The sequence below is a fragment of the Streptomyces sp. NPDC007164 genome (assembly GCF_040634135.1).
In the GTDB taxonomy this organism is placed as follows: Bacteria; Actinomycetota; Actinomycetes; order Streptomycetales; family Streptomycetaceae; genus Streptomyces; species Streptomyces sanglieri.
The window spans coordinates 1-24336 of the sequence record NZ_JBEYFB010000065.1 but is presented as its reverse complement, the minus strand read 5'-3'; the positions used below and the strand labels follow the sequence as shown (position 1 = coordinate 24336).

Sequence of the window (24336 nt, the reverse complement as noted above, 5' to 3'; positions counted from 1 at the left end):
CCCCGGCGCACCGCGCGCCGGGGGTCCTCCGGTTGTCCGCTGCCGGATCAGGGGCGGTAGATGGTCCCCGGGACCGGCTCGGCGGGCGCCATCAGCTGCGGGACGGTGACGAAGGTGTAGCCCTGCTTCTTCAGCTCGTCGATGATGCCCGGCACCGCGGGCACCGTGCCCTTGTAGATGTCGTGCAGCAGGATGACGCCGTCCTTGCTCGCCTGGTCCAGGATGCGCTTCTTGATCAGCGCCGAGTCGGTCGTGGAGTAGTCCTTCGCCGTGGCGCTCCACAGGATCTGGGAGAGCCCCAGGTCCTTGCTGATGTCCGAGACGGTGTCGTCGGTGCGGCCCTGCGGCGGGCGCATCAGGCGCGGCTTCTTGCCGGTGATGTCCGCTATCGCGTTCTGCGTCTTCTCCAGCTCGGCCCGTATCTCGGCCGGCTTCCGGTCGGTGAGGACCTGGTGGGTCCAGGTGTGGTTGGCCACCTCGTGCCCCTCGGCGGCGATCCTGCGCACGGTGTCGGGGTGCTTCTTGACGTGGTTCTTGCCCAGCAGGAAGAAGGTCGCGTGGACCTTCTTCTCCTTGAGGACGTCCAGCAGGTGCGGGGTGTCCTCGCCCGGTCCCGCGTCGAAGGTCAGCGCTATGCACTTCGCCTTGCGGCAGTCCACCGGGCCGAAGGAGCCCTTGGCGTCGGAGCCCGCGTCACCGCGGGCCGAGGCGGGGGCGGTGGTCTGCATGGAGCACCCGCTCAGCGTGAGGGTGAGAGCCGTCACAAGGGCGGCGGCCAACCCCGTACCGATCGACTTCGTCTTCATGGACAAGGCGGGTCACTCCTCCGTTGCTGAACAGCTGTACAAGGCGCACGGTGTGCGGCAGAGAAGGACTATACATAGGGGGTATACACCCGGTGTATATGGGGTCCGTGGTCGGCCGGAGAGCGGAAACCGCCGGTCGGGGCGGGTGAACCGGCGGGGGCGGGCAAAGGTGAGAGCCCCGGCGGATCGCCGGGGCTCTGCGGTGTGGAGCGAGGGGGCCGCGAGGGTGCGGCGGGCGGACTCAGCCGTTGGCGAGGGCCTGCACGCGGTCGAGGGCGCCGTTGAAGCGGTCGTGGTCGCCGACGGTGGGGCCGGACGAGGTGTACTGCCATATCGTGTAGAAGCCCCAGCCGGCCGGGAGCTCGCCGACCGTGGCGGCGTAGCGGGCCACCCACAGCGGGTTGGTCGCGCCGAAGCTCGCGTTGTTGCCGGTGCAGGTCTTCCACCAGCTGGTCGCGGTGTAGATGACCGCGTCGCGTCCGGTGCGCGCCTTGTACGTGTTCACGAAGTCGCGGATCCAGGAGACCATGCCGGCCTGGCTCAGGCCGAAGCACTGGTCGCCGTACGGGTTCCACTCGATGTCGAGCACGCCGGGCAGCGTCTTGCCGTCCCGCGACCAGCCGCCCCCGTTGTTCACGAAGTAGTTGGCCTGGACGGCGCCGCTCGTGGTGTTCGGAGTGGCGAAGTGGTACGCGCCGCGGATCATGCCGACGTTGTACGAGCCGTTGTACTGCTGGGCGAAGTACTCGTTCTTGTAGTACGTGCCCTCGGTGGCCTTGGTGTAGGCCCACTTCACCCCGCTGTTCCAGAGCGTCGACCAGGCGACGTTGCCCTGGTGGCCGGAGACGTCCACGCCTTCGGTCTGGACGGCGCGGGTGTCCCGCGGCAGTCCGCCCTGGCCGTCGTGGGCGACGACGCCCATGCCCATCGTGGCCGTGCCGCGGGCGGGCTTCCTGGCGGCCGCGTCGTGGGAGCCGGCGGCGCTCGCCGCGCCGGGCAGGGTGAGGAGGAGCGAAAGAGCTGCGAGCAGCGTCCCGGCCGCCGCGAAGCGCGAGCGGCGGGACGTCTTGGAAGTGGATCTGAGCACCGGCATGGGAGTGCCTCCGGGGACGTGGTGTGGGGACGTGCTGATCCCAGGGGGACGCGTGACGACCCCCTGTAGGCATGTAATGGTGTGAACATGCCAGGACTGACGCTACGCACGTAGACCCGTGCTGCGGAAGGGGGCCTGGTGGCTGCCGTTGGTCTACGCCTGCGAAATACTGGCGGAGCTGCGGTGATGACCAGCGGTGAAAGAAATTTTCAGCGACCGGAAAGCTCACGAGGGGTGTTGACGTGCACGGGAGCGAAAGCGGTAGTGAACCCGGCGCGACCGGCGGAAGTGGTGTGGACCACGCATTCCTTGCCCTGGAGCGGGAGTTGGCCGTCTTTCTGCGCCGGGCGCGGTCCAATTCCGGGGAGATGGCGCGCGAGGTCCATCCGGAGCTGGAGGCCGCCGCGTACGGGCTGCTCGTCCGGCTGGAGTCGGCCGGGCGGCAGCGGGCCACCGATCTCGCGGCCTACTTCGGGGTGGGCAAGGCGACCATGAGCCGTCAACTGCGCGCCCTGGAGGGCCTCGGACTGGTGGCCCGTGAACCCGATCCGGCGGACGGCCGGGCCTTCCTCGTCCATCTCACCGCCGAGGGGCTGGCCCGCTACCGCAGTGTGCGTGACGCCCGCCGGGAGCGCTACGTCCGCAAGCTCGACGACTGGGACCGGGCGGAAGTGGCCGAACTGGCCCGGCTGCTGCACCACTTGAACGCCCGCGCCGCGGAATGAAGCCCGTCGGTCCGGCCTCTGGTGCGCCGTCACAGCACCACGTAGACCGCCGTCGCGTCGTCATGGGTCTTGCCGCGGCGCAGCCGGACGCGCTCCGCGTCCGCCTCCTCCAGGGCCCTGACCCGGTCGATCAGCCCCTGCGGCCCGTCCTTGTGGAGCACCCCGAGGCAGTCCGTCCAGTCGCCCTCGTGGAACATCTCGGTCCACCGGGACGCCCCGTCGGTCAGTGCGGCGATCGCCCGCACCCGGTCGCGCGGGGTGTGCCCGGTCACCGCGCGGGCCGCCACGGAGGGGTCGGCGGCGGCGGTGAAGAAGCCGCCCTCCTTGTTCCGGAACCCGGAGTCGGTGATCGCCTCGGTGCTCAGCGAGCCGGGCGGCAGGCGGTCGAGCCGGTCGTCGAGCAGGGGGCGCACACTCCCGTCGTGCGCCTCGAACAGCAGTACGGAATCGGAGAGCACCAGGTACTCGACCCCGGTGTCGTCCCAGCGCGCCATGACGACCGTTGCCTGAGGCGTACGCGCGTGAGAAAGGTCACACAGGGAACGGTGCGTGTCGGCGGTGCGTCGGATGGACACTTCCAGGATCTCCTGAAGGGTCAGATCCCGCCGCGAACCGGACAGTTCGACCAGTGCGCCGCCCAGCCGGGCGGTGAACCAGGGGACCGAGTGCACACAACCGTCGTCAGCCCGGGGCGGTGTCACCCCGTCGAGTACGACCAGCGTCCCGCCCTGGCCGGAGGCGGGAAGTGCGGTGGCCGCCCAGTCCTCGTTCGGGCGTTCCGGGCAGCCGGCGACGGTGGCCAGTTCGATGCGCATGCGACCAGTCTGCACGGTGCCTTCACGAGCCCTGCACTCGGCCGCAATTGGCCTGAACCAGCAGGTCGGACGAGTGGCCGGAGCGGAAGGAGCGGCTCCATAGGGCGTGCGGGCGGGCATCCTGCCAAAGCCTGCGCGGAAGTTCCAGCCGACGGACCAGGTGTGGCCGAGGGTCCCCCGGGGCAAACTTGTTTGCCAACTCTGGAGTGATGTTCACTCGTTCAGGTGGCGGAGTGGTTGATGCGCGCCCCCCTCTCAAAAGCACTGGAATGGTCAGAAGCCGTACCAGGGGTCGGGGCGCTCGATATGTGTGACCGTGCGTCACCTCTGCTTCAAGGGCGGACGAGTCAAGATTGCGAGCACCGGTGCAGAAGAAGCGGCCTCGGAGCCAGGGCGGCAAGCAGAGCGGTTCCGGGGTGACGCCACCGGCACCCGCCGGGAGCGAGAGCACCCGGCGCACCGCGCGCGTACGGAGCAGGCTGGTCGCCGGTGTCGCGGTGGTCGGCATCACCGTCATCGCCGCGGGCACGCCCGCGATCCTCGCCGCCTCCTCCGAACTGAACGAATCACAGCGGCTGGTCACCCTCGCCGAGCTGAACCAGCAGGCCACCGCCCTCGCCCACGCCCTCGCGGACGAGCGCGACGAGGTCACCGCCCGGATCGCGGCCGGACATGACCAGGCGTCCGGCGACAAGGACGACTCCCGGGGCCACAGCGCCCGGGTCGACCAGCAGGTCGACGAGATCCGAGCCACGGCCCCGGCCGCACTGCGCCGCGACCTCTCCACCATCCCGTCCCTGCGCCGCGACGCGCTCAGCGGCAAGGGCACCGCGCTGGAGGCCCACCAGGCCTACTCCGAGGTCATCGCCAAGCTCCACGAGCTCGCCGACGAGCTCGCCGAGAAGACCCCGCCGCGCGCGGCCGAGGCCACCCGCGCCCCGCTCGCCCTCGGGCAGGCCACCGAACAGGCCTCCGCCACCCGCGGGCTGCTGATCGCCGCGCTCTCCGTCCCCCGTACGGTCGCGGTCCCGCAGCTCGACCCGGTGACCGGACTCCCGGTGCAGGCCCAGGACGGCGGCAACGACAAGGACGACCGCACCCGCGACGAACTGAGCGCCGCCGCCCAGCAGGCCCGGGTCCGCGAACTCGGCTCGCTCGCCGACTTCGACCAGGCCGCCGGCTCCACCGCCCGCGACAAGCTGTCGTCCACCGTCACCGGACCCGAGGTCACCAGCGCGGAGAAGTACCTCAACTCCCTCACGGACCGCCCCGAGCTGTCCGACTCCGACCAGGGGACCAACCGCAAGAAGGCCGAGGCGGCGCTCTCCGCGCGGATCGACCGGATGCGCAGCGTCGAGTCGGCCCTCGGCACCGAACAGATCCGGCGCCTGGAGCAGCTGCGCGGCGACGACGTCACCGCACTCGAACTGCGCATCGCGCTGCTCGGCGGCTGTCTGCTGATCGCGGTCGGCGTCTCGACCGCCGTGGCCCGCACCCTCACCCAGCCGCTCGCCGTGCTGCGGATCGGCGCCGCCCGCCTCGCCACCGAACCCGACACCGCCGAACCGGTCCGCTACACCGGCCGCAACGACGAGTTCGCCCAGGTCGTACGGTCCCTCAACAGCCTGCACGGCAGGCTCCAGGGACTCCTGACCGAGTTCAACGGCCGTTACGAGACCCTCCGGGCCGAGCACGGCGAGCTGATCGCCGGCCGCGAGACCCTCACCGTCCAGCGCGCCGAGCTCCAGGTCCTGGCCTCCGACCTCACCGCCCAGCTGGAGCGGCTGAAGAACACGGTCCACCACACCTTCGTCAACCTCTCGCTGCGCACCCTCGGCCTCGTCGAGCGCCAGCTCGGGGTCATCGAGAGCCTGGAGGAGCGTGAGCACGACCCCGAGCGGCTCTCCACCCTCTTCAAGCTCGACCACATGGCCACCGTCATGCGCAGGCACAGCGAGAACATGCTGGTCCTCGCGGGCGCCGAGCACGGCCACGGGCACGCGGGACCGATCCCGCTGGTCGATGTGGCGCGTGCGGCCGTCTCGGAGATCGAGCGGTACGAGCGGGTCACCATCCAGTCCCTGCCGCCGCACGCCCAGATCGCCGGCTTCGCCGCCGACGACCTGAGCCACCTGGTCGCCGAACTCCTGGAGAACGCCACCTCCTTCTCGCCGCCCGACTCCCACGTCCAGCTCTCCGGCTGGCTGCTGGAGAGCGGCGAGGTGATGCTCTCCGTCCAGGACGAGGGCATCGGGATGTCGACCGTACGGATGGGCGAGCTCAACACCCGGCTCGCCGACCCGACGCTCTTCGAGGCGGGCGAGCAGAGCGCGGACGGGGCCGGTCTCGGCCTCCAGGTCACCTCCCTGCTGGCCGCCCGCCACGGCGTCCGGGTCCAGCTGCGCGAGCACAAGGGCAGCGGGGTCACGGCGGTCGTCGTGCTGCCCCAGACCCTGCTGCCGAAGGCGCCCCCGGCCGCCACCCCGCCGCCGGTGACGGTCCCCGGGGACGCCCCCGCGCTGAATCTGCCGGGTTCGGTCGCCGAGGCCAACTCCAACGCCCTGCCGACCCGTAGCCTCGGGCTGCCCGGCGACCCGCTGATTGCCGCCGCCGAGCAGACGATCCGCGAGGCGGAGGCCGCGCCGGCCCCCGCCGCCGACCGGCCCGCCGTTCCCGAGCCGGCCCCCGCCGCCCCTGCCCCCGCACCCGCACCCCAGCCGGCCCCCGAGCCCGCTCCGGCCCGGGCGCAGGCACCCGCCGAGGCACAGGCCCCCGCCGAGGCGGAGTCCGAGGTCACGATGCAGGTCCGGCTCCCCGTGGTGCCGGAGTTCGCGGACGTCCCCGAGATCAATGCGCCCGACCCGTACGCCATCGGCCCCGACCGCCATGAGCGCACCGCGGACGGCTCCCCGGAGCCGCGCCCCGCCGCCCCGGCGCACACCCCCGTGGCCGACGCCCTGCCCGGCCCCCGGCAGCCGGAGCAGCAGCCCCAGCCCCAGCAGCCCGCCGAACGCGTCACCGACAAGGGGCTGCCCAAGCGCACCCCCAAGGTCGTCAAGCCCGCCACGGCACCCACCGCCGAGCGCAAGGGCAGCCTGGACAAGGAGGCGCTGCGCCGCCGGCTCGGCGGCTTCCACCAGGGCGCGAAGGACGGCCGCCGGGACGTCGAGGCGGAGATCGCGGAGACCACGGCCACCCGGACCCTCCCGGGAGCCGCCGCACAGACCGAACACAGTGGGGTGGCCGGCCGCGATGGCGGCCGGACCGATCGGACCGACGAGACGGGGGACACAGTCGAGGAGGCACGCAGTTGACTGCGCCCAGCACATTCGGGCTGAGTACCGAGGCCCGTAACCTTCACTGGTTGCTGAGCAATCTCGTGGAGGAGGTGCCAGGGGTCCACTCCGTCACCGTCGTCTCGTCGGACGGACTGATGCTGCTCTCCTCCGACCCCGGCCATCTGGTCGCCCCGGCCGGCGGCGGCGGCCAGGGCGGCCCCAGAGGCTCCAGCGCCGACCTGGCCACCATCGTCTCCGGCATCGGCAGCCTCACCATCGGCGCCGCCAAGCTGATGGACGGCGGCGGCGTCAAGCAGACGATGGTCGCCATGGACGAAGGCAGCGTCTTCGTCATGTCGATCAGTGACGGCTCACTCCTCGGAGTGCACGCCACCCCGGACTGCGACATGAGCGTCATCGCCTACCACATGGCGCTCTTCGTCGGCCGGGCCGGACACGTACTCACCCCCGAACTCCGCAGTGAACTGCGCAAATCGATGGAGAGCACCCAGTGAAGCCCGCTGCTGAATCCGCCCGCAGGCTCCCCGTCCGCGGGGCCGACCGAAGGCCCGCACGGGTCCGCCCGTACTCCCTCACCGGCGGACGCACCCGCTTCGGCCACGTCCTGCTCGTCGAGACGTTCGTCGCCGCGCTCGAAGCGCCCGAGGAACGCCGCGAGCTCACCAACGGCAACCTGGCCGGCCGCATCATGCCGGAGCTCCAGGCCATCGTCGAAATCTGCCGCCGGATGCGTACCGTCGCGGAGATCTCGGCCCTGTTGAAGATGCCGCTCGGCGTGGTCCGGGTGCTGCTCAGCGACTTGGCCGACCAAGGAAAGATCCGCGTGTACGGGACCGGTCACGGCACCGGCCAGCCCGACCGCGCACTGCTCGAAAGGGTGCTCAATGGACTCCGCCGTCTCTGAGTCGCCGCTCTTCGCCCCGCGTCAGCCGGGCGCCAGGGACCAGGCCGAGGAATCGCTCCAGGCCTGGCAGCTCGATCGCACCAGGGCCCCGATCGCCACGAAGATTGTGGTCGCGGGCGGCTTCGGCGTGGGCAAGACGACCTTCGTCGGGTCGGTCTCCGAGATCCCCCCGCTGCGGACCGAAGCGATGATGACCGAGGCCAGCGAGGAGACCGACGACCTCTCCGCGACGCCCGACAAGGTCACCACGACGGTCGCCATGGACTTCGGCCGGCTCACGCTCGACGACGACCTGGTGCTGTACGTGTTCGGCACACCGGGCCAGCAGCGCTTCTGGTTCATGTGGGACGACCTGGTGCGCGGCGCGATCGGCGCCGTGGTGATGGCCGACACCCGCCGGCTCGCCGACTGCTTCCCCGCACTCGACTACTTCGAGAGCTGCGGGCTGCCGTACATCGTGGCCGTCAACCACTTCGAGGGAACGCCCGGGTTCGAGACCGAGGACGTCCGGGAGGCCCTGACCGTCCCGCCGCACGTGCCTGTTGTGATCATGGACGCGCGTAACAGGATCACCGTCGTCGAGTCGCTGCTGGCCCTGGTCGGCCTGGCCCTCGACGCCACCCCGGCATAGCTCGAACGCCATACGTAACGGAGAACCGCGATGCGGAAGATACTCATAGTCGGAGCCGGCCAGTCCGGGCTCCAGCTCGCTCTCGGACTGCAGTCCAGAGGGTACGAAGTCACCCTGATGTCCAACCGCACCGCCGACGAGATCCGCTCCGGCCGGGTCATGTCGACGCAGTGCATGTTCCACACCGCGCTCCAGCACGAGCGTGACTACCAGCTCAACTTCTGGGAGACCCAGGCCCCGCGCATCGAGGGCCTCGGCGTCTCCGTCGCGGCCCCGGACTCCTCGCGCGCCGTCGACTGGGTCGGCAAGCTGAACGGTTTCGCCCAGTCCGTCGACCAGCGCGTGAAGATGGCCGGCTGGATGGAGACCTTCGCCCAGCGCGGCGGACAGCTCGTCATCCACGGCGCGGCCGTCTCCGACCTGGACTACTTCTCCCGCACCTACGACCTGGTGATGGTCTCCGCGGGCAAGGGCGAGCTGGTCTCCATGTTCGGCCGGGACGCCTCGCGTTCGCCGTTCGACGCCCCGCAGCGCGCCCTGGCCGTCGCGTACGTCCACGGCATGGGCCCGCGCCCGGAGCACCCCGACTTCGACGCGGTCCGCTGCAACCTGGTCCCCGGCGTCGGCGAGCTCTTCGTGATGCCGACCCTGACCACGTCCGGCCGCGCCGACATCCTGTTCTGGGAAGGCGTCCCGGGCGGCCCGCTCGACGCGTTCCAGGGCATCAAGGACCCCTCCGAGCACCTGGCGAAGACGCTGGAGCTCATGGAGCGCTTCACTCCGTGGGAGTACGCCCGCGCCACCAAGGTCGAACTGACCGACGCCAACGGCACCCTGGCGGGCCGCTACGCCCCGACCGTCCGCAAGCCGATCGGCCGGCTGCCCGGCGGTGGCCTGGTGCTCGGCGTCGCGGACGTCGTCGTCGCCAACGACCCGATCACCGGCCAGGGCTCCAACTCGGCCTCCAAGTGCGCCAACGCGTACCTGGACTCGATCATCGAGCACGGCGACCGGGAGTTCGACGCGGACTGGATGCAGGCCACGTTCGACCGTTACTGGGACACCGCGCAGCACGTCGTGAAGTGGACCAACGCGATGCTCGGCGTACCGCCGGAGCACGTGCTGAACCTGATCGGCGCCGCCGGTCAGCTCCAGCCGGTCGCCGACCGCTTCGCCAATGGCTTCAACGACCCGGCGGACTTCGACAACTTCTTCTTCGACCCGGAGAAGACGAACGCGTACCTCGCCGAGGTCTCCGGGGCGGCGCCGACCGCCTGATCACCGCGCCAGGGCCGGGCTCCGTCGGGCGACCGACCGGACCCGGCCCTGCCGGTGTTCCGGGTCACTGCCCGGGGGCCGACGACGAGCTGTACCCCGTGTCCGAGCCCGAAGAGGCCCCCTGCGGGAGCCGCGGCGCCCTGTACGCGGACAGCGGCGCGCTCCTCGGGTCCGGCCGTACGGCGCCGAGCAGCGGATTCGACGCCAGCGGCGAGACCTTCACCCGCGAGCCCGGCCGGGGTGCCTGCACCACCAGGCCGTTGCCGATGTACAGCGCCACATGGGTGGCCTTCGGGAAGTAGACCACCAGGTCACCGGGGCGCAGCGCGTTCACCGGGACCTTCCGCAGCTGCCGCCACTGCTCCTGCGACGTCCGCGGAATGACCTGGCCCGCCCTGGCCCAGGCCCGCGAGGTGAGCCCCGAGCAGTCGAACGAGTCCGGCCCCTCGGCGCCCCACACGTACGGCTTGCCGACCTGCTCGATCGCGTACCGCACCGCCTCCCCGCCCGCCGCGGACGGCGGCCGCGTCGAGGAGAGCGCCCCCGAGGCGGCCAGGGCTCCTTGCGCCTTCTCCATATCCCGCTGCTCCAGCCGGGACAGCTCGGTGAGCTGCGAGCCGGAGAGCGCGGCCAGCATCGATTCGACGGCCTTCAGCCGCGCCCGGACCGTGTCCCGCTGCTTCTTCTGCTTCGCGGCCAGGACCTGCTGCCGGTCGAGTACCTTGCGGGACTCGGTGGCCAGCTCGTCGGCGCGCTTCTCGGCACCGGTGAGCCGCTTCACCGTCGCCGCCCGCCCGGCCGCCGCACGCCGGATCACATGCTCCTGGTCCAGCAGGTGTTCGGGGTCCCGGGCCAGCAGCAGCCGCAGATACGCGGAGAAGCCGGACCGCCCCTGGTACTGCTCCCGGGCCAGCCGCCCGGCCTCGTCGCGACTGTCGGCCAGCGCGGTCCGGGCGCCGACGAGAGCGGCGTCGAGCTTCTTCGCCTGCGCCGCGCGCTTCTTCAGCTCCGCGTTGGTCCCGTTGTACGTCTCGGTGGCCTCTTCGGCCTGCTGGTACAACTGCCGCAGCTCGGAGAGGAGCTGAGCGACACTCCGGTTCGCCCCTGCGGGCGTGGCGGGTGCCTTCGCCGCGCCGCCCGCGGCGGGGTCCGGGGCCGCGGGTTCGGCGGCCGCCGGCGAGGTCACGACGAGCGTGGCCAGGGCGGCGGCGCAGACCGCACGCGAGACTCCGCCTGACACGACATCACCTCCGATGACGGGGCGATCATGGGGCTACCCCACGAGTGAGCACAACGGGACAATACGGTCACTCGGTGTCGGGAGATGCAAGAACCGTGCGGTGTGGCGGCGGACGGGTTCGCCCGGAAGGCCGTGGCTCGATTCGTTCGGCCGTACGAGTTCTTCCGTGATCCCAGGCATGAACGTGACGGAATGTGTGTAGGTTGTGACGGCCTGCATGGGGAGTGCGGGTTTCGTGGCTCTGTTGTGATTCATGTGGTTGTCCTGGGGGGACGCGGTGCGCGTGCGCGGCGAAGAGTTCGGGGTACGGCTTTCCACGCTCCGGCGGTCATTGACCGTTGGTGTCCTGGTGCTTGCGCTGGCAGGTGGCGCGGTCTCCGCAGAGGCGGCTCCGGACCCATCTCGTACGCCTGTTCCGGTCCCGTCCGCAGCGACCCGCGCCGAGGGGGCGCCGTCGGAGCTTCCCGGCAGCCTCCCAAGCAGCGGCCCGTCCCCCTCCGCGCTGCCCTCGAAGCCCGCGCAGCCGAGAACGGCCGTACCGAAGGGTGACACCGAGCCGGCCGATGCGCCGACCACCAGCGACGCTGTGTACGCCTACGACGCGGCAGGGCGCCTGGTCGGGGTGACCGATCCGGGTGGTGAGACCGCCCGCTACCGCTACGACGAGGCCGGCAACCGTCTGGGTGTGGACCGCTTCGCCTCCAGCACGCTGTCCGTGCTGTCGGTGGTCCCGGTGAGAGCTGCGGCCGGGGCCAAGGTGACGCTGTCGGGCACGGGCTTCTCCACGACAGCCGCGAACAACGCCGTCTCTTTCGGTGGCAAGGCGGCAGCAGTCACCTCGGCGACGGCTACCCGGCTGACGGCGACGGTGCCGACGGGCGCAGTCGACGGCAAGGTCTCGGTGACGGTGGGGGGTTCCAGCGCGCAGTCGTCGGAATCGTTCGCGCTCGCCCCTTCGGGACCGGTGGTTTCCAAGATGGAGCCGATATCCGGAGCGCCCGGCACGCAGGTAGTGCTGTCGGGTTCGGGGTTCGCCTCGGCCACGACGGACAATGTGGTGCGCTTCAACGGCGGGACGCCGGGTGAACTGGTCAGTGCCACGGCCACGTCGGTGACGGTGAAGGTGCCCGAAGGGGCTACCACCGGCCGTGTCCAGGTGGAGACGCCGGACGGAACTGCCACGGCTCCGTCGGACTTCACCATGACGGCCGGCAGCGACGACGGCACGTTCGAGACCACGGTGCGCACCTCGGTGACGGACGACAATCCTCCGGCGGTGGCGATCACGACACCGGGTAAGCGTGCGCAGGTTCTTTTCGATGCCGAGCGGGGCGACGACATCGGCTTCGCGGTCACTGCGTCGACGTTCAACTCGAATCTGACGCTGCGACTTTACGACCCGCACGGTGTCCAGACGGACGGCACGGGCTACCTGAATATGACGGGCGGCACCTGGCAGGCCCACGACCTCGCCACGGATGGGACGTACTCCCTGGTGGTTGATCCGGGACCGGCCAACATCGGTGCGGCCACAGTGACGGTGTCCAAGGCCTCCGGCGGTGTGTTGGACCTGGCCGGGCCGACCGCCGACACGCCGATGCTGAGGGCGGGGCAGGAGGGGCACTGGACGCTGTCCGGTGGCAAGGGCGAGTCGCTCGGCATCGGGATCGATGCCACCGGCATGGCGAAGGGCGCGTCCCTGCGCGTGGACCTGCTGGGACCGGGTGGAAAGTCCGTGGATCTCGCCTACGTGTCGGGGGGATCCACCGGAAAGCTGGAAGTCGACTCGCTGCCCACCTCGGACCGCTACGACCTGTGGCTGCACCCCGCGAATGTTGCCACCGGCACGGCCAAGGTGACGGCTTCGCACGACGTGGACGCGGGGCAGCTCGCTGTCACGGGCCCCGACACGGAACTCGCCATCAGCAGGCCGGGCCAGAACGGAATCGCTCACTTCTCGGCCCAGCTGGGCCAGCGCATCTCGCTGGGTGCCAAGTCGCAGGGCTTCCCGGCGTACACGTCGATCGAAGTGCGCGGGCCGGACGGCAAGGTGGTGGACAGCAGTTTCATCGTGTCCGCGAACTCCACCAGTGAGTGGGACAGCCCCACCCTGACAGCGAGCGGCACCTACACGCTCAGTCTGAAGCCGCAGAACATAGGCACCGGAAAGTTGACGCTGGCGCTGTCGAATCCGACGGTCGTCCCCGAGCTGACCACGGCAGGGGCAACGGCTGATGTGACCATCGACCGATTCGGACAGAACGCGGAATCGACCTTCCAGGCCGCGGCAGGAGATGACCTGTCGCTGGGTTTCAGCGGCAACATGTTCACTTCCTCGCTGTATGTCACCGTATTTGCGCCGTCAGGTGCAAAAGTTCTCAACGACGTGGTCCTGCTTTCTGGCTCAGCGCGTGTCTTCAAATTGCCAGACCTGCCTGAGACCGGCCTGTACCGCGTGGTGATCGACCCATATCTGGGAGCTGCCGGAACAGTACGGCTCACACTGTCGGCCGATGTGGTGAGTGCACTGACGGCCGACGGTCCCGCGCAGCAAGCCGCCATCACGCGACCCGGCCAGCAAATCCGTGCTGAGTTCATCGCGCCGGACGCCAAGGTGTTCGGGTTCGCCCTGACCGACAGCACGCTCGCCGCGTCGGGCGAGGCCTATCTGGTGGGGCCCGCAGGTGGAGAAGGCACCTACCTCGGATACGTCTCCGCCCACTCGCCGACGGCGTTCTACCTCACCGGAGTGACGCCGGGCGCCAGATATGCGGTGGTGATCACACCTGACAACGCGGCCACGGGTGAGGCCAGGCTTTGGCTGTCGAATCCAGTCACCGCCGGCGAGCTGTCGGCGGATCGGCCCACCGCCGTTGGAGACTTCACCCGTCCCGGGCAGCAGCTGGAGTTCACCTACAACGCGGTGGCAGGAGCCGGAGCGGCCGTCGTGTTCAGCGACAGCACCCTGACCGAGCTGGTCAGAGTGGCGCACTGGGCCCCTGGTGCCGACAAGGACGAACGCCTGGGCTACATGTCGGACACGACCTTCGACAGTGCGTTGCGGGCTCCGCTGGTCGCCGGCACGCACAAGGTTCTGCTTCAGCCCGATGAGCCGGCGACCGGTCATGTGAAGGCCACCCTGCTGCCCGACGCGGACGGCGGCACGCTCATCGCGGATGGCGGCAGGAAGGCCGTCTCGGTCACCTCGGCCGGGCAGAACGCCCGCTACACCTTCACCGGCACCGAGGGGCAGAAGCTCACCCTCGGCCTCGACACCCCGCCCAGCGCCTGGGAGCTGTCACTGTGGGGGCCGGACGGCAAGTGGCTCTACGACGCCGCGTACATGAACGACACCACGGCGACAAAGGCCCTGTCGGCCCTGCCCGCCACTGGCACGTACACCTTGACCGTGAACCCGTCGTCCTCCAGGACCGGCACGTTCAACCTGGGCCTGACGACCACCCTCACAGCCGCCACCCCGGCAGCCGTCAAGGACAAGGCAACTCCCACATCCGACTCCGGTGCCGCACCGAAGACGGCGACGGCTCATGCGGGCATCCTGCCCCAGGGTGCCGATGCCTGGCAGCCGGGCAAAGCGAACCTGAAGGGCCGGGACTGGATCACGGCCCGGGGCAAGACACCGAAGGCACCTGCGAGGCTCAGAGCTCCGCCAGGCACCACGGCACTGACCGGCCGCGTACTGAAACTGGACGGCAAACCCCTGGCCGACGTAACCGTCCGGGTCGGTGACAAGCGCGGACACACCGACGCCAAGGGCCGCTTCCTGCTGACGGGCATCAGTGAGGACGCCACCACCCTGGTCGTGGATGGCGCGAGCGCCGATACCCAGCAACGCCAGTACGGCCGCTTCGACATCCGCATCCGCCCCAGGGCCGGCCGGAGCACCGACCTCGGTTTCCCCGTGTGGCTGACTCCTCTGGACACCAAGCACACCGTGACCTTCGACGCACCGGCGAAGAAGGACATCACACTGACCACCCCACAGATCCCGGGACTTGAGGTACGCATCCCCAAGGGATCGGTGGTGCGGGACGAGAACGGCAAAGCAGTCACCGAGCTGGGGATCACCGCGATCCCGATCGACCGGCCACCGTTCCCGCTGCCCAAGAACAGTGTGGTGCCCGTCTACTTCACCGTGCAGCCGGGCGGTACCACCGTCTTCCCCAAGGGCGCGCAGATCGTCTACCCGAACTACACCCACGAAGCCCCTGGCGCCCCCGTCGACTTCATGGACTACGACCCCAAGGACAAGGGCTGGCACGTCTACGGCCACGGCCAGGTCAGCCCGGACGGCAGGCAGGTCGTCCCCGACGCGGATACTCGCGTATGGGCCTTCCACGGTGCCATGTTCAACGTCACCGACCTCGTGCCATGGGACCTGACCGGGCTCAAGGACGTCATCGACTGGCTGTCCGGCGACCCGGTCGACCTGGCCACCGGTCAGCTCACCGACTCCAGAACCGACCTGGGCGTCCTCGACCCGCTCGGTTCGGCCGAGGTGAACCGGACCTACTGGCAGGGCGACACCCAGCCACGCGCCTTCGGTATCGGCCGCGACCTGTCCTACAACGCTTTCCTGCACTCCGAGAAGCAGTACGAACAAGTTGATCTGTATCTCCCGGGCGGTCAGAAGGTCCACTTCACTCGCACGTCATCGGGCACCGGATACATCGATGCCGTCTTCGAGCCGCTGGACACTCCGACCGGCTTCCGCGGTTCGAAGATTGCCTGCCGCGACAACCAGTGGGAACTGCGGTTCCGGGACGGCAGCGTGTGGGTCTTCCCGCTGTACTCACCGCTGAAGGAGATCCGCGACAGACACGGCAACGCGCTCAAGCTGACCCGGCTGTCCGGCAACAAGGGCGAGATCACCCGGATCACCACTCCGGGAGGCCGTTGGATCTCCCTCGCCTACGACACCAAGCACCGGGTGCACGAGGCGCGGGACAACACCGGTCGGACCACCGTCTACGAGTACGACAGCGCAGGTCGGCTGAGCACGGTGACGGACCCGGCCGACAAGGTCAGCCGCTACACCTACGACGGCTCCTCGAACCGGATCCTGACAGCGACGGACGCCCGCAACATCACGTACATGGCCAACTCGTTCTATCCGGACGGGAGGGTCAAGGACCAGGTCCTCACCGAAGGCGCGAAATACTCCTTCGCCTATACCCAGACGGGCACCGGCCAGATCACCTCGACCGAGGTGACGCAGCCGGGCGGCGCGATACGCCGGGTCGAGTTCGACGCGGCCGGGTACGGCGTCCTGGACATCGCCGCCCGCGGATCGTCGCTCGAACGCAGGACCCAGTACGTCCGGGGGCCGAACCACCGCATCGACGCGATCGTCGACCCGTACGGACAGCGCACCGAGCTGACCTACGACGCCAACGGTCATGTGACCCGCTCCGTAGAGCAGGCCGGTACCGCCAACGCCCGTGCCTCGGGCACGGCGACCTTCGACGGGCCCTTCGACCAGCCCACCAGGGTGACCGACCCGCTGGACAACGAAACCGTCTTCGGCTACGACGCCCAGGGGAACCTGCGGACGGTCACCGACCCGGAGGACCGCAGGACCACTCTCACCTACGCGCCGGACGGGCAGATCAAATCCGTCACGGACAACGCCGACGCGGTGACAGAGTTCACCTACCGCAACGGTGACCTGGTCTCCGTCAAGGACGCCGAGGGCAGGGTGTCGAGCCAGTTCACCGACGCCGCCGGAAGGGCGTCCGCACTCACCGACACGGCAGGTTCACTCACCACCGTCGTCTACGACAAGCTGAACCAGCCCCGCAAGGTCACCGACCCCCTCGGCCGGTCGACGGGCTTCGACTACGACGACAACGGCAACCTCACCACCCTCACCGACGCCCGCAACAACACGGTCAGTTGGAAGTACGACGACGCGGACCGCCCCGAGACGGCAACCGACGCCGTGGGTGCCCAGGCCAAGTTCGAGTACGACGCGGCCGGACTGCTCAAGAAGGCGACCAGCCGTTCCGGGAAGATCGCGACCGCCACCTACGACCTCCTGGGCCGGGCCAAGACCGCCCAGTACGGCGTCGACATCGCCGGGCAGGCCGAAGCCAGTGTCAGTTACGACTACGACGGCCACGACCTGCTCAAGCAGATCAACGACAGCCAGGCCGGTAACCAGTCCTTCGCCTACGACACCTACGACCGGCCCAAGGCGGTGACCGGCCCCAACGGCACCGTCAGCTACGACTACGACGCCGCCGACCGCCGCACGACGATGACCGCGGGCGGTCGGACCACCAGCTACGGCTTCGACACATCCAGCATCCTCACTTCCATCACCTCCGGCACCCAGGAAATCGGGTTCGAGCTGGACGCGGTGGGCCGGGAGAAGACGGCCACGATGCCCGGCGGCATCATCCGCACCACCGGCTACGACAAGACGGGCGCCATCAGATCCATCGCCTACGCCCGGGGCACCAGCAACATCGGCGACCTGCACTACACCCGCGACGAACGGGCCCTGCAGACTGGACTGACCGGCTCCCTCGCGAACGTCGCCCTGCCGGCCGCCGAGACGGGCACTGTCTTCGGCAAGGACAACCGCATCACCACCTACGGCGGCCGCCCCTTCACCTACGACGCGGACGGCCAGCTCAAGACCGACGGCATCCGCGACTACACCTGGAACGCACGCGGCCAGCTCACCGGCCTGACCAAGGCCGGACAGAACAGCAGCTTCGGATACGACGCCCTGGGCACCCGCAGCACCAGGACCGTCGGCGGGACGACGAACAAGTTCCTCACCGACGGCAGCAACCCGCTGGTCGAACAGAACGGCACGGGCGACACCACCGCGACCGTGGCCACCTCCGGGCTGGACCAATTCCTCACCCGCACCGAGAACGGCACCACCCAGACCTACCTGACCGACGCACTCGGCTCAGTGATCGGCCTCGCCAACAGCGACGGCACCATAGCCACGAAATACGCCTACGACCCCAACGGCCAGCCCACCACCACCGGAGCAGCCTCCTCCAACCCGTACACCTTCACCGGCCGCGAGAACGACGGCACCGGCCTGCTCTACTACCGCAACCGCTACTACGACCCCGAAACCGGCCGCTTCATCTCCCAGGACCCCATCGGCCAGGCCGGCGGCACCAACCTCTACCAGTACGCCCTGTCCTCACCCACCACCTACACCGACCCCACCGGCAACAACCCCATGATCGCCGCCTGCGCCGTCGGCGGGCTCATGGACGGCGGCATCGACTGGGCGTTCCAGCGACTCTCCGGCCGCAAGGTCAACTGGGGACAAGTCGGAAACGCCGCCCTGACCGGCTGCATGCTCGGCATGGCCGGCGAAGCCCTGAGCGCCTTCATGGCTGCCAGGGGCACCATGCGGGCCGGGAGCTGCCTGACCCACAACAGCTTCACCGCCGACACCCCCGTGCTGATGGCGGACGGCACGCGCAAGCCGATCAAGGACATCAAGACCGGCGACAAGGTTCTCGCCACCGACCCACAGACCGGCGAATCCGGGCCCCGCGCCGTCACCGCCCTCATCGAGGGGAACGGGGAGAAACAACTCGTCGACCTCACCATCGACACCGGTCAGGCCCAGAAGGCGAAGAACGGCCACATCACCGCCACCGAGGGCCACCTGTTCTGGGTGCCCGCACTCCACCAGTGGGTAGAGGCAGGAAGCCTCAAGGCCGGCCAATGGCTTCGGACGAGCGCCGGCACCTGGGTCCAGATCGCCGCCACCAAGCACAGGGCCCAGTCAACGAAGGTCTACAACCTCACCGTTGATGACCTGCATACGTACTATGTGCTGGCGGGCGAGACCCCGGTACTCGTTCACAATTGCCTTATTAATGGAAGCGGTCCGGCCAAGGGGATTCTTGAAGTAAGTAATCGAGTGAAATCGGTCGGCTCGGTGAGGAGTTTCCGCCCGAACGAGCCGAGAGATTTCGTCTTCGATCCGACCACCGGGCGCTTCGCGACTGGCGCCAATCAAGGCGTTGGTGGTCATGATTTCCTTGGGAGTGCCATTGGAGCGGATAAGTCGACCATGGTGGGGGGTCGGCTGCGGCGAGGGCCTGACGGGGAACTGCAGACCAATGAATGGTCCGGTCACTATGGAATGAACTGGGATGATTCAAACAGGAAGGCATTTCAGAGCTTCATGGATCAGTACGGAATATCCGTGAATCACACCACGAGTATGCATTGGGGAGCAAGGTGATGTCCAAGTGTATTCCCCTCTTGAGGCAGGCTACGTGACAGTGAGTGATCTGGCTGCCGAGCTCTCGGCCGTGCCTGCGAGATGCTGGATTCTCTCTTCCTACCCGGGCCAGGTCGGAGTTGTCATATGGCTGCCGTTGGTACGGATCAGCGACACTGGAATTTGGTTGGGACTCGATAGGCAGGGCGTGTGGACTCTCGGCCGACTTGACGGTGTAGTTGAATCCTCAGCGGAAAGTATGCCCTCGTCGTGGGTGGTCATTCTGGATGCAGATGAGCTGTCTCTACGGGCGGACTTGTCATCCGCCGCAGAAAAATTCGGGTTGTCACCAGAAGGACTTCAATCCCTGATTCCCATCGATGACGTGCTGACGATGGCAGTCAGAAGTAGAAGTATTTACTGGGTCGAGCGGGCAGTCCAGTGGATGACGGAGAGGGGTGTCACGGAGGAGCATTTGGCACTTCTTCGGGAATTGGCTGCAGCTAAATGGGTGGGTCAGCAGACGCGGCATACAGCTAGACGTCTCGTGAAGGCGTCTGAGTGATAAACAAAGGCGCCCTCTCGGATCTTTCCGGGAGGGCGCCTGTGCCGTTTGACGACAACGATGACAACGCCAGCGGACAGAGGCCATGGTGGTGAGTTGTCGGAGCAGTCGTCGGCTCCGCCGAGCACGTCATTGAGAGTGCTGACGGCTTGCTGTTGGAGGCGGAGTCACGGGGACCACCGAGCCGGTAGTACTCCCGTTGCGTGTGGAGCTTGAGCCGACACCCGTCGAAGGCTGTGCAGGCTGTGCTGAATTGGCCGGCGTGCGCGATCGGTCCCGGGCGGTCGGCGACATGACGACTGTCAGCGACTGCGATGTTTATATGCGACGCCACCCCGAGAGGCATCAGTGAGCCCTCGCGCCGTCTATCGGCATGTCCTTCACGTCATTCGCCACGCCTCTGAGGGTGGCATCGCCTACGAGAGGGTTTGCGTTGCCGAGGATTGCGGCGCCGAATCCGGCCCGCGCGACAGGCAAGATGCCGCACAGGATTGGGCACTTGTCCACGCCGGACGCACCGGCCACGACCTGTTCAGGCGTGTCGTCACTGACCACGCCAAGGTCACCCGAGCCGACTAGAAGCCCGTCGGCAGTTGGAGACTCCCTATAGATTTGCGGTTCGGTGCGAACGTGACGTGATGTCCGGGTTCTGGCCCTCAAGGTCGGCCCTGGGGTGGGGATGTGGGCGTGAGAAGCAGAAGAGGCATATTGCTGGGTGCGACCGTGGTGGCCGCGGGAGGGGTCGGCGTGTTGGCGACGGATGCCTCGCCCTTCCGGACGTCACCCGGTGATTCCACGGGCTCGTTGGCCTCTCTGCGAGGGGTGCTGCCTGCCGCTTGTACGCGTGTCATGGCCCTGGATCCGGCTGGCGATCTGTCAGGTCGGAAGCCACCAGCACTGAAGACTGCCCTGACCCGGGTGCAGCAGTCGGTTGCGGCGGTTGACAGGGACGGCGTTGACGCCTGGCTCGCCTTGGGGAGCGGTGTTTTTGCCGGAGAGGTGTTGGGACGGGCGCAACGTCCTCGCGGACTGAGGGCAATGCCGTCTTCTGCTGGGGATCTGCTCGACCCTGCTCAGTCGCACGGGGACGTGCTCGTACAGGTGACCGGGGCCGACAAGAGGGCAGTGCAGGAGGCTGCCGAGCGAGTGGTGAGGCAGGCCGCCGGGTGGCGTGTGCGGTGGGAGGTCGACGGGGTCCGGGACGAGAACCGGGTCGAGGGTGGCAAGGGGCTTGCCCGCAATCCGTTTCATTTCACCGAAGGGTTCGGGAATCCGGGAACCGGGCGCGAGGTGGCCGATCGGGCCGTTGTGCGCAGTGGGCAGGGAGAGCCGGACTGGGCCGTGGGCGGCAGCTATCAAGTGGTGCGGATCGTGCGGTTCGCGACCGAGTTGTGGGACAAGGACTCCGTGCGCGAGCAGGAGCGCATCATCGGGCGGCGGCGGGACGGCCGTTGGCTCGACGGGACTCCGGCCGACGAGCAGCCCGGCTTCGTGGCGGACCCCAACGGCAGGGTCACACCGCTGGATTCGCATGTGCGGCTCGCCGCCCCCGACCGGCGCAACCCGCCGCCCCTGGTGCGCCGCAGCTACAACTACGACCGGGGCGACGGCGATAGTGGGCTGATCTTCTCCTGCTTCCAGCGGGACCTGGCCAAGGGGTTCGAGGCTGTGCAGAGGCGCCTGGCGGGTGAGGCCATGGCCAAGTACCTCCTCACCACCGGCGGCGGGTACTTCTTCGTGCCGCCGCCCGGGGGCGGCTGGATCGACGGGTTGTTCGCTCAGGCGACCGGGAACGCGTAGAAGATCCGGCCGCGTTGTACGACGGCGGTCCGGCCGGTCGTCAGGACCCGGTACGGGGCGGTGACCGTGGGGCCCTTCGGGGCCTGGGTGCCGATGTCCTGGAACTTCCACAGTCGCCGGCCGTCCTCGGCGGCGAACGCGGTGACCTGGGAGCCGTCCGCAGCCAGCAGGGTGCGGCCGGTCGTGCTGAGGGTGACGGCGGGGGCGGCGGTGCCGATCGTGGCCTCCGTCGAGCGGCGCCAGCGCAGCCGGCCGGTCTCCCGTTCGACCGCGCCCACCTCCTGGTTGCGGTTGGTGGTGTGGAGTACGGCTCCGGTGGCGACGGGGGTGCCGTACGGGGTGCCGCCGGTGCCGTTCAGCGTCCACTTCGGCTTGCCGGCCGGGGTCTCGAACGCCTGGAGGTCGTCGCCCACCGCCGCGTACAGCAGGCCCCGGTCGTCGCCCATGGCCGCCGCGTCCGGGGCGACCGTGCCGAACTGCTTGGTCCACAGGGCCTTGCCGGTCTTGCGGTCGAAGCTCCGGAAGACGGCCTTGCCCTTGGCGGACCTGACGTCGCCGGGGGTGAGGGTGGCCGGGGTCTGACGTATCACCAGGTCGTTCCGGCCGACCGCGATCAGCCGGTGGACGGGGGTGCCGGGGGCGCGTCCGGCGGGTACCGGGGCACGCCACAACTGCTCGCGCCGCACGATGTCGTAGGCGAAGACGTAGGCCCTGACGACCTGCTTGTCCTTGCCGCGCTTCTTGCCCTTCTTCGGCGGCGGGGCCTTGACGGTGACCTTCTCGGACCCGGTGAACCAGATCACCGGCCCGGACGCGCCGACGAACTCCGGTGCGGAGAGCTTCGGCATGCCGGGGGACAGGGCCGCGTGCTCCGCCCGGTGCACGGTCTTCCCGTCCTTCGGGGAGAGCCAGAGGAAACCGGAGGGGGCGGCGATGAAGCAGAGGTCCTTGCCGGCGGGGAGGGCGGCGCGCCCCTCGGCGGCGTCCGCGTTCTCCCAGATCCGGCGTCCGGTGCGCAGGTCGACGGCGGTCGCGCCGTTCTTGCCGGTCAGTACGAGCAGCCGGTCGTTCCAGACGGCGGCGGTGAGCGGTGCCTCTTCCGCCGCCGGGACCGTGTACACCCAGCGGGGCTGCGGCGGCAGTCCGGCGACGGTGGGACCGCTGTGACCCGGCGCGGGCTTGGGGTCGTCCGTACTCCCGCTGTCACCGCCGCCCAGAGCCAGCGCGCCGCCGCCACCGACGACCAGGCCGGCGGCCCCGGCGGCGAGTCCGATGAGCAGGGTGCGCCGTTTGGCGTCGGGGGAGGTGGGCCTTGCCGCGGAGAAGGCGGAGAGTGCGGGGCGCCCCGCGGGCACCGGCAGCGGGACCGGCGGAACCATCGGCGGGGGCACGGCGGGGACCCCGCCGGGCAGGGCCGCGGCGGGCCCGGCGGCCGGGAGGGCCGCCGAGGTGGGCGCCGCAGATGCCGGGGCGGCCGGACGCCCGGTCGGCTCGGGCTGGACGGTCAGCTCGGGCGGGACGGACAGCTGGGTCGTCGGGCGGTCGGTCCTGGGGACCTGACGCCCGAGGTTCCCGAACTGCGCGGTCTGCGTGTCCGGGAGGGGAAGGACGTGGGGGAGGGGTTCGACGGGAGGGGTGGGGGTGGACGTGTCGGTCGGTGCGCCCGGCGGTGTGTCGACCGGCTCGCTCGGCGGGGCGTCGACCGGTCCCTCGGCAGCGGCATCCACCGGGGTGCCGACCGGGGCATCGGCAGGACCCTCGGCCGGGCCCTCGGAGGATGCGGACACCGGTCCGCCCGCCGGTCCCTCGATCGGGCGGCCGGACGCGACCGCCTCCCGTGCCCGTACCCCCTGCTCCGCCACCGCGGCCGCCAACGCCTCGGGCAGCCAGCCGCCCTTCGCCATGCCCGCCGCGCCCTCCAGGGCCAGCTCGGCCGCCACCGTTCCGGCGCTCGGCCGGTCGGCCGGGGCCTTCGCCAGGCATCGGGCGACCAGGTCGCGCAACTCCTCCGGAACCGCGCCGAGTTCGGGAGCGGTGTGGGCGATCCGCTCGGGGCCCTCGGCGGCCGGGCCGTCGGCGAGCGGGGTGGTGCCGGTCGCCGCGTACGCCAGCAGCAGGCCCAGCACGAAGAGGTCGGAAGCCGGTCCGGGCTCCTCGCCCGCCACCTGTTCCGGGGTCAGATAGCCGAGCCGTACGGACAACTGGCCGCCGGGCCGGGCCTCGGCGGCGGCCGCCGCGCCCAGCGGGCCGAACGCGGTGAGCCGAGGCCCGTCCCCGGCCAGCAGCACCGTCCGGGGAGCCAGGCCCTGGAGCACGGCTCCGGTGGCGTGCACCCGGGAGAGGGTCTCGGCGATGCCCGCGCCCAGTATCCGCACCGCGCGCTCGGACAGCGGCCCGGTGGTCCCGATCGCCTCGGCGAGTGTCAGCGCGGGTACGTACGGGCCCGCCGTCCACAGCAGGTCCTCGTCCGGGGACTCGTCCGGGGTGTCGTCCGGGACGTCGTTCGGGGTGTCGTCCGCGTCGGCCGGCTGCGGCCGGGACCAGGCGCCGGTCAGCCGGTCCGCGGTGTCGGCCTCCGCCTGGAAACGGCGCCGGAAGGCGGGCAGCGCGGCGAGTTCGGGCCGGGCGGCGGTGATCACCACCGCGTCCGGTGCGGTCGCGGCGCGCGCGAGGTACTGAACGGCGCTCGCCGTCTCGCGCAGCCGTGCCAGCACGGTGTACGGGCCGAAGCGGCGTGGATCGTCCTGACGCAGCGCCTCCATGGCGCACCCCCCTCGCTGACCGTGCCTGAGCACCGGAGCGTCGATCTTAGACCGACCGGCAATTGGGGGGCGGCGTCGCGGGGCTGGGTGCGCGCGTCTGCGGCGTTGTCGTCAATCACCATGGCTCTGCCATGCCTCAATCCTCCGCCTTGCAGCCGCACGCACCCAGCCCCGCTCCTTCTCCC

13 protein-coding genes are annotated in these 24336 nt (G+C 69.6%); 8 read left to right on the top strand and 5 right to left on the bottom strand.

Translation table 11 applies throughout. The annotated features are described in order from the left end of the window. Positions 1 to 47: 47 nt before the first annotated feature. Positions 48 to 806: a polysaccharide deacetylase family protein gene (locus tag ABZ622_RS37890; RefSeq protein WP_266918973.1), complete on the bottom strand. Its 759-nt coding sequence runs from the start codon at positions 804 to 806 to the stop codon at positions 48 to 50. A gap of 241 nt (positions 807 to 1047) precedes the next feature. Beyond that, positions 1048 to 1899, bottom strand: coding sequence for a lysozyme (locus tag ABZ622_RS37885; RefSeq protein WP_360551271.1), 852 nt, complete (start codon positions 1897 to 1899; stop codon positions 1048 to 1050). Positions 1900 to 2141: 242 nt separating this feature from the next. Here ABZ622_RS37885 and ABZ622_RS37880 point away from each other — a divergent pair, with 242 nt between their 5' ends. Further along, positions 2142 to 2624 carry a MarR family transcriptional regulator gene (locus ABZ622_RS37880; protein ID WP_360551269.1) on the top strand — a complete coding sequence of 161 codons (483 nt, stop codon included), beginning with the start codon at positions 2142 to 2144 and terminating at the stop codon, positions 2622 to 2624. 29 nt (positions 2625 to 2653) lie between these two features. Here the strand turns inward: ABZ622_RS37880 and ABZ622_RS37875 are convergent, their stop codons facing one another. Beyond that, a complete protein-coding gene (locus ABZ622_RS37875; protein ID WP_360551267.1) occupies positions 2654 to 3439 on the bottom strand; it encodes a hypothetical protein in 786 nt (261 codons plus the stop codon). Positions 3440 to 3804: 365 nt separating this feature from the next. Between ABZ622_RS37875 and ABZ622_RS37870 the strand changes: the two genes are divergently transcribed. From ABZ622_RS37870 to ABZ622_RS37850, 5 genes are read left to right on the top strand one after another with little or no spacing between them, the layout of a single operon-like run. Next, on the top strand, positions 3805 to 6753 hold the full coding sequence (locus ABZ622_RS37870; RefSeq protein ID WP_360551265.1) for a nitrate- and nitrite sensing domain-containing protein: 2949 nt from the start codon (positions 3805 to 3807) through the stop codon (positions 6751 to 6753). Continuing rightward, positions 6750 to 7232: a roadblock/LC7 domain-containing protein gene (locus tag ABZ622_RS37865; protein WP_360551263.1), complete on the top strand. Its 483-nt coding sequence runs from the start codon at positions 6750 to 6752 to the stop codon at positions 7230 to 7232. Before ABZ622_RS37870 ends, ABZ622_RS37865 begins: the two co-directional genes overlap by 4 nt. After that, positions 7229 to 7642 (top strand): DUF742 domain-containing protein, encoded by a 414-nt coding sequence (locus ABZ622_RS37860; protein WP_266912215.1) that lies wholly within the window; start codon positions 7229 to 7231, stop codon positions 7640 to 7642. Before ABZ622_RS37865 ends, ABZ622_RS37860 begins: the two co-directional genes overlap by 4 nt. Then, complete coding sequence (locus tag ABZ622_RS37855) at positions 7623 to 8273, top strand: ATP/GTP-binding protein (RefSeq protein WP_360551261.1); 651 nt, start codon at positions 7623 to 7625, stop codon at positions 8271 to 8273. Before ABZ622_RS37860 ends, ABZ622_RS37855 begins: the two co-directional genes overlap by 20 nt. A gap of 30 nt (positions 8274 to 8303) precedes the next feature. Continuing rightward, entirely contained in the window at positions 8304 to 9551 is a 1248-nt protein-coding gene (locus ABZ622_RS37850) for a styrene monooxygenase/indole monooxygenase family protein (protein ID WP_360551259.1), read from the top strand. A 64-nt stretch (positions 9552 to 9615) separates the two neighbouring features. On the opposite strand, the gene ABZ622_RS37845 is transcribed toward ABZ622_RS37850, so the two are convergent. Next, entirely contained in the window at positions 9616 to 10791 is a 1176-nt protein-coding gene (locus ABZ622_RS37845; RefSeq protein ID WP_360551257.1) for an NlpC/P60 family protein, read from the bottom strand. Positions 10792 to 11044: 253 nt separating this feature from the next. Between ABZ622_RS37845 and ABZ622_RS37840 the strand changes: the two genes are divergently transcribed. Together ABZ622_RS37840 and ABZ622_RS37835 are read left to right on the top strand one after the other, a co-directional pair. Further along, positions 11045 to 19045 (top strand): polymorphic toxin type 43 domain-containing protein, encoded by an 8001-nt coding sequence (locus ABZ622_RS37840; RefSeq protein ID WP_360551255.1) that lies wholly within the window; start codon positions 11045 to 11047, stop codon positions 19043 to 19045. 1393 nt (positions 19046 to 20438) lie between these two features. After that, entirely contained in the window at positions 20439 to 21389 is a 951-nt protein-coding gene (locus ABZ622_RS37835) for a Dyp-type peroxidase (RefSeq protein ID WP_360551253.1), read from the top strand. Here the strand turns inward: ABZ622_RS37835 and ABZ622_RS37830 are convergent. Next, positions 21368 to 24151, bottom strand: a complete 2784-nt coding sequence (locus tag ABZ622_RS37830) for a PQQ-binding-like beta-propeller repeat protein (protein ID WP_360551251.1) — start codon at positions 24149 to 24151, stop codon at positions 21368 to 21370. The two genes, ABZ622_RS37835 and ABZ622_RS37830, sit on opposite strands and share 22 nt — an antisense overlap. Between the last annotated feature and the right edge of the window lie 185 nt (positions 24152 to 24336).

Coding starts and splice junctions, on each gene's coding strand:
- ABZ622_RS37835 (WP_360551253.1), top strand. CDS start 20,439: ATGGCCCTGGATCCGGCTGGCGATCTGTCAGGTCGGAAGCCACCAGCA.
- ABZ622_RS37850 (WP_360551259.1), top strand. CDS start 8,304: ATGCGGAAGATACTCATAGTCGGAGCCGGCCAGTCCGGGCTCCAGCTC.
- ABZ622_RS37890 (WP_266918973.1), bottom strand. CDS start 806: ATGAAGACGAAGTCGATCGGTACGGGGTTGGCCGCCGCCCTTGTGACG.
- ABZ622_RS37875 (WP_360551267.1), bottom strand. CDS start 3,439: ATGCGCATCGAACTGGCCACCGTCGCCGGCTGCCCGGAACGCCCGAAC.
- ABZ622_RS37885 (WP_360551271.1), bottom strand. CDS start 1,899: ATGCCGGTGCTCAGATCCACTTCCAAGACGTCCCGCCGCTCGCGCTTC.
- ABZ622_RS37840 (WP_360551255.1), top strand. CDS start 11,045: ATGTGGTTGTCCTGGGGGGACGCGGTGCGCGTGCGCGGCGAAGAGTTC.
- ABZ622_RS37830 (WP_360551251.1), bottom strand. CDS start 24,151: ATGGAGGCGCTGCGTCAGGACGATCCACGCCGCTTCGGCCCGTACACC.
- ABZ622_RS37855 (WP_360551261.1), top strand. CDS start 7,623: ATGGACTCCGCCGTCTCTGAGTCGCCGCTCTTCGCCCCGCGTCAGCCG.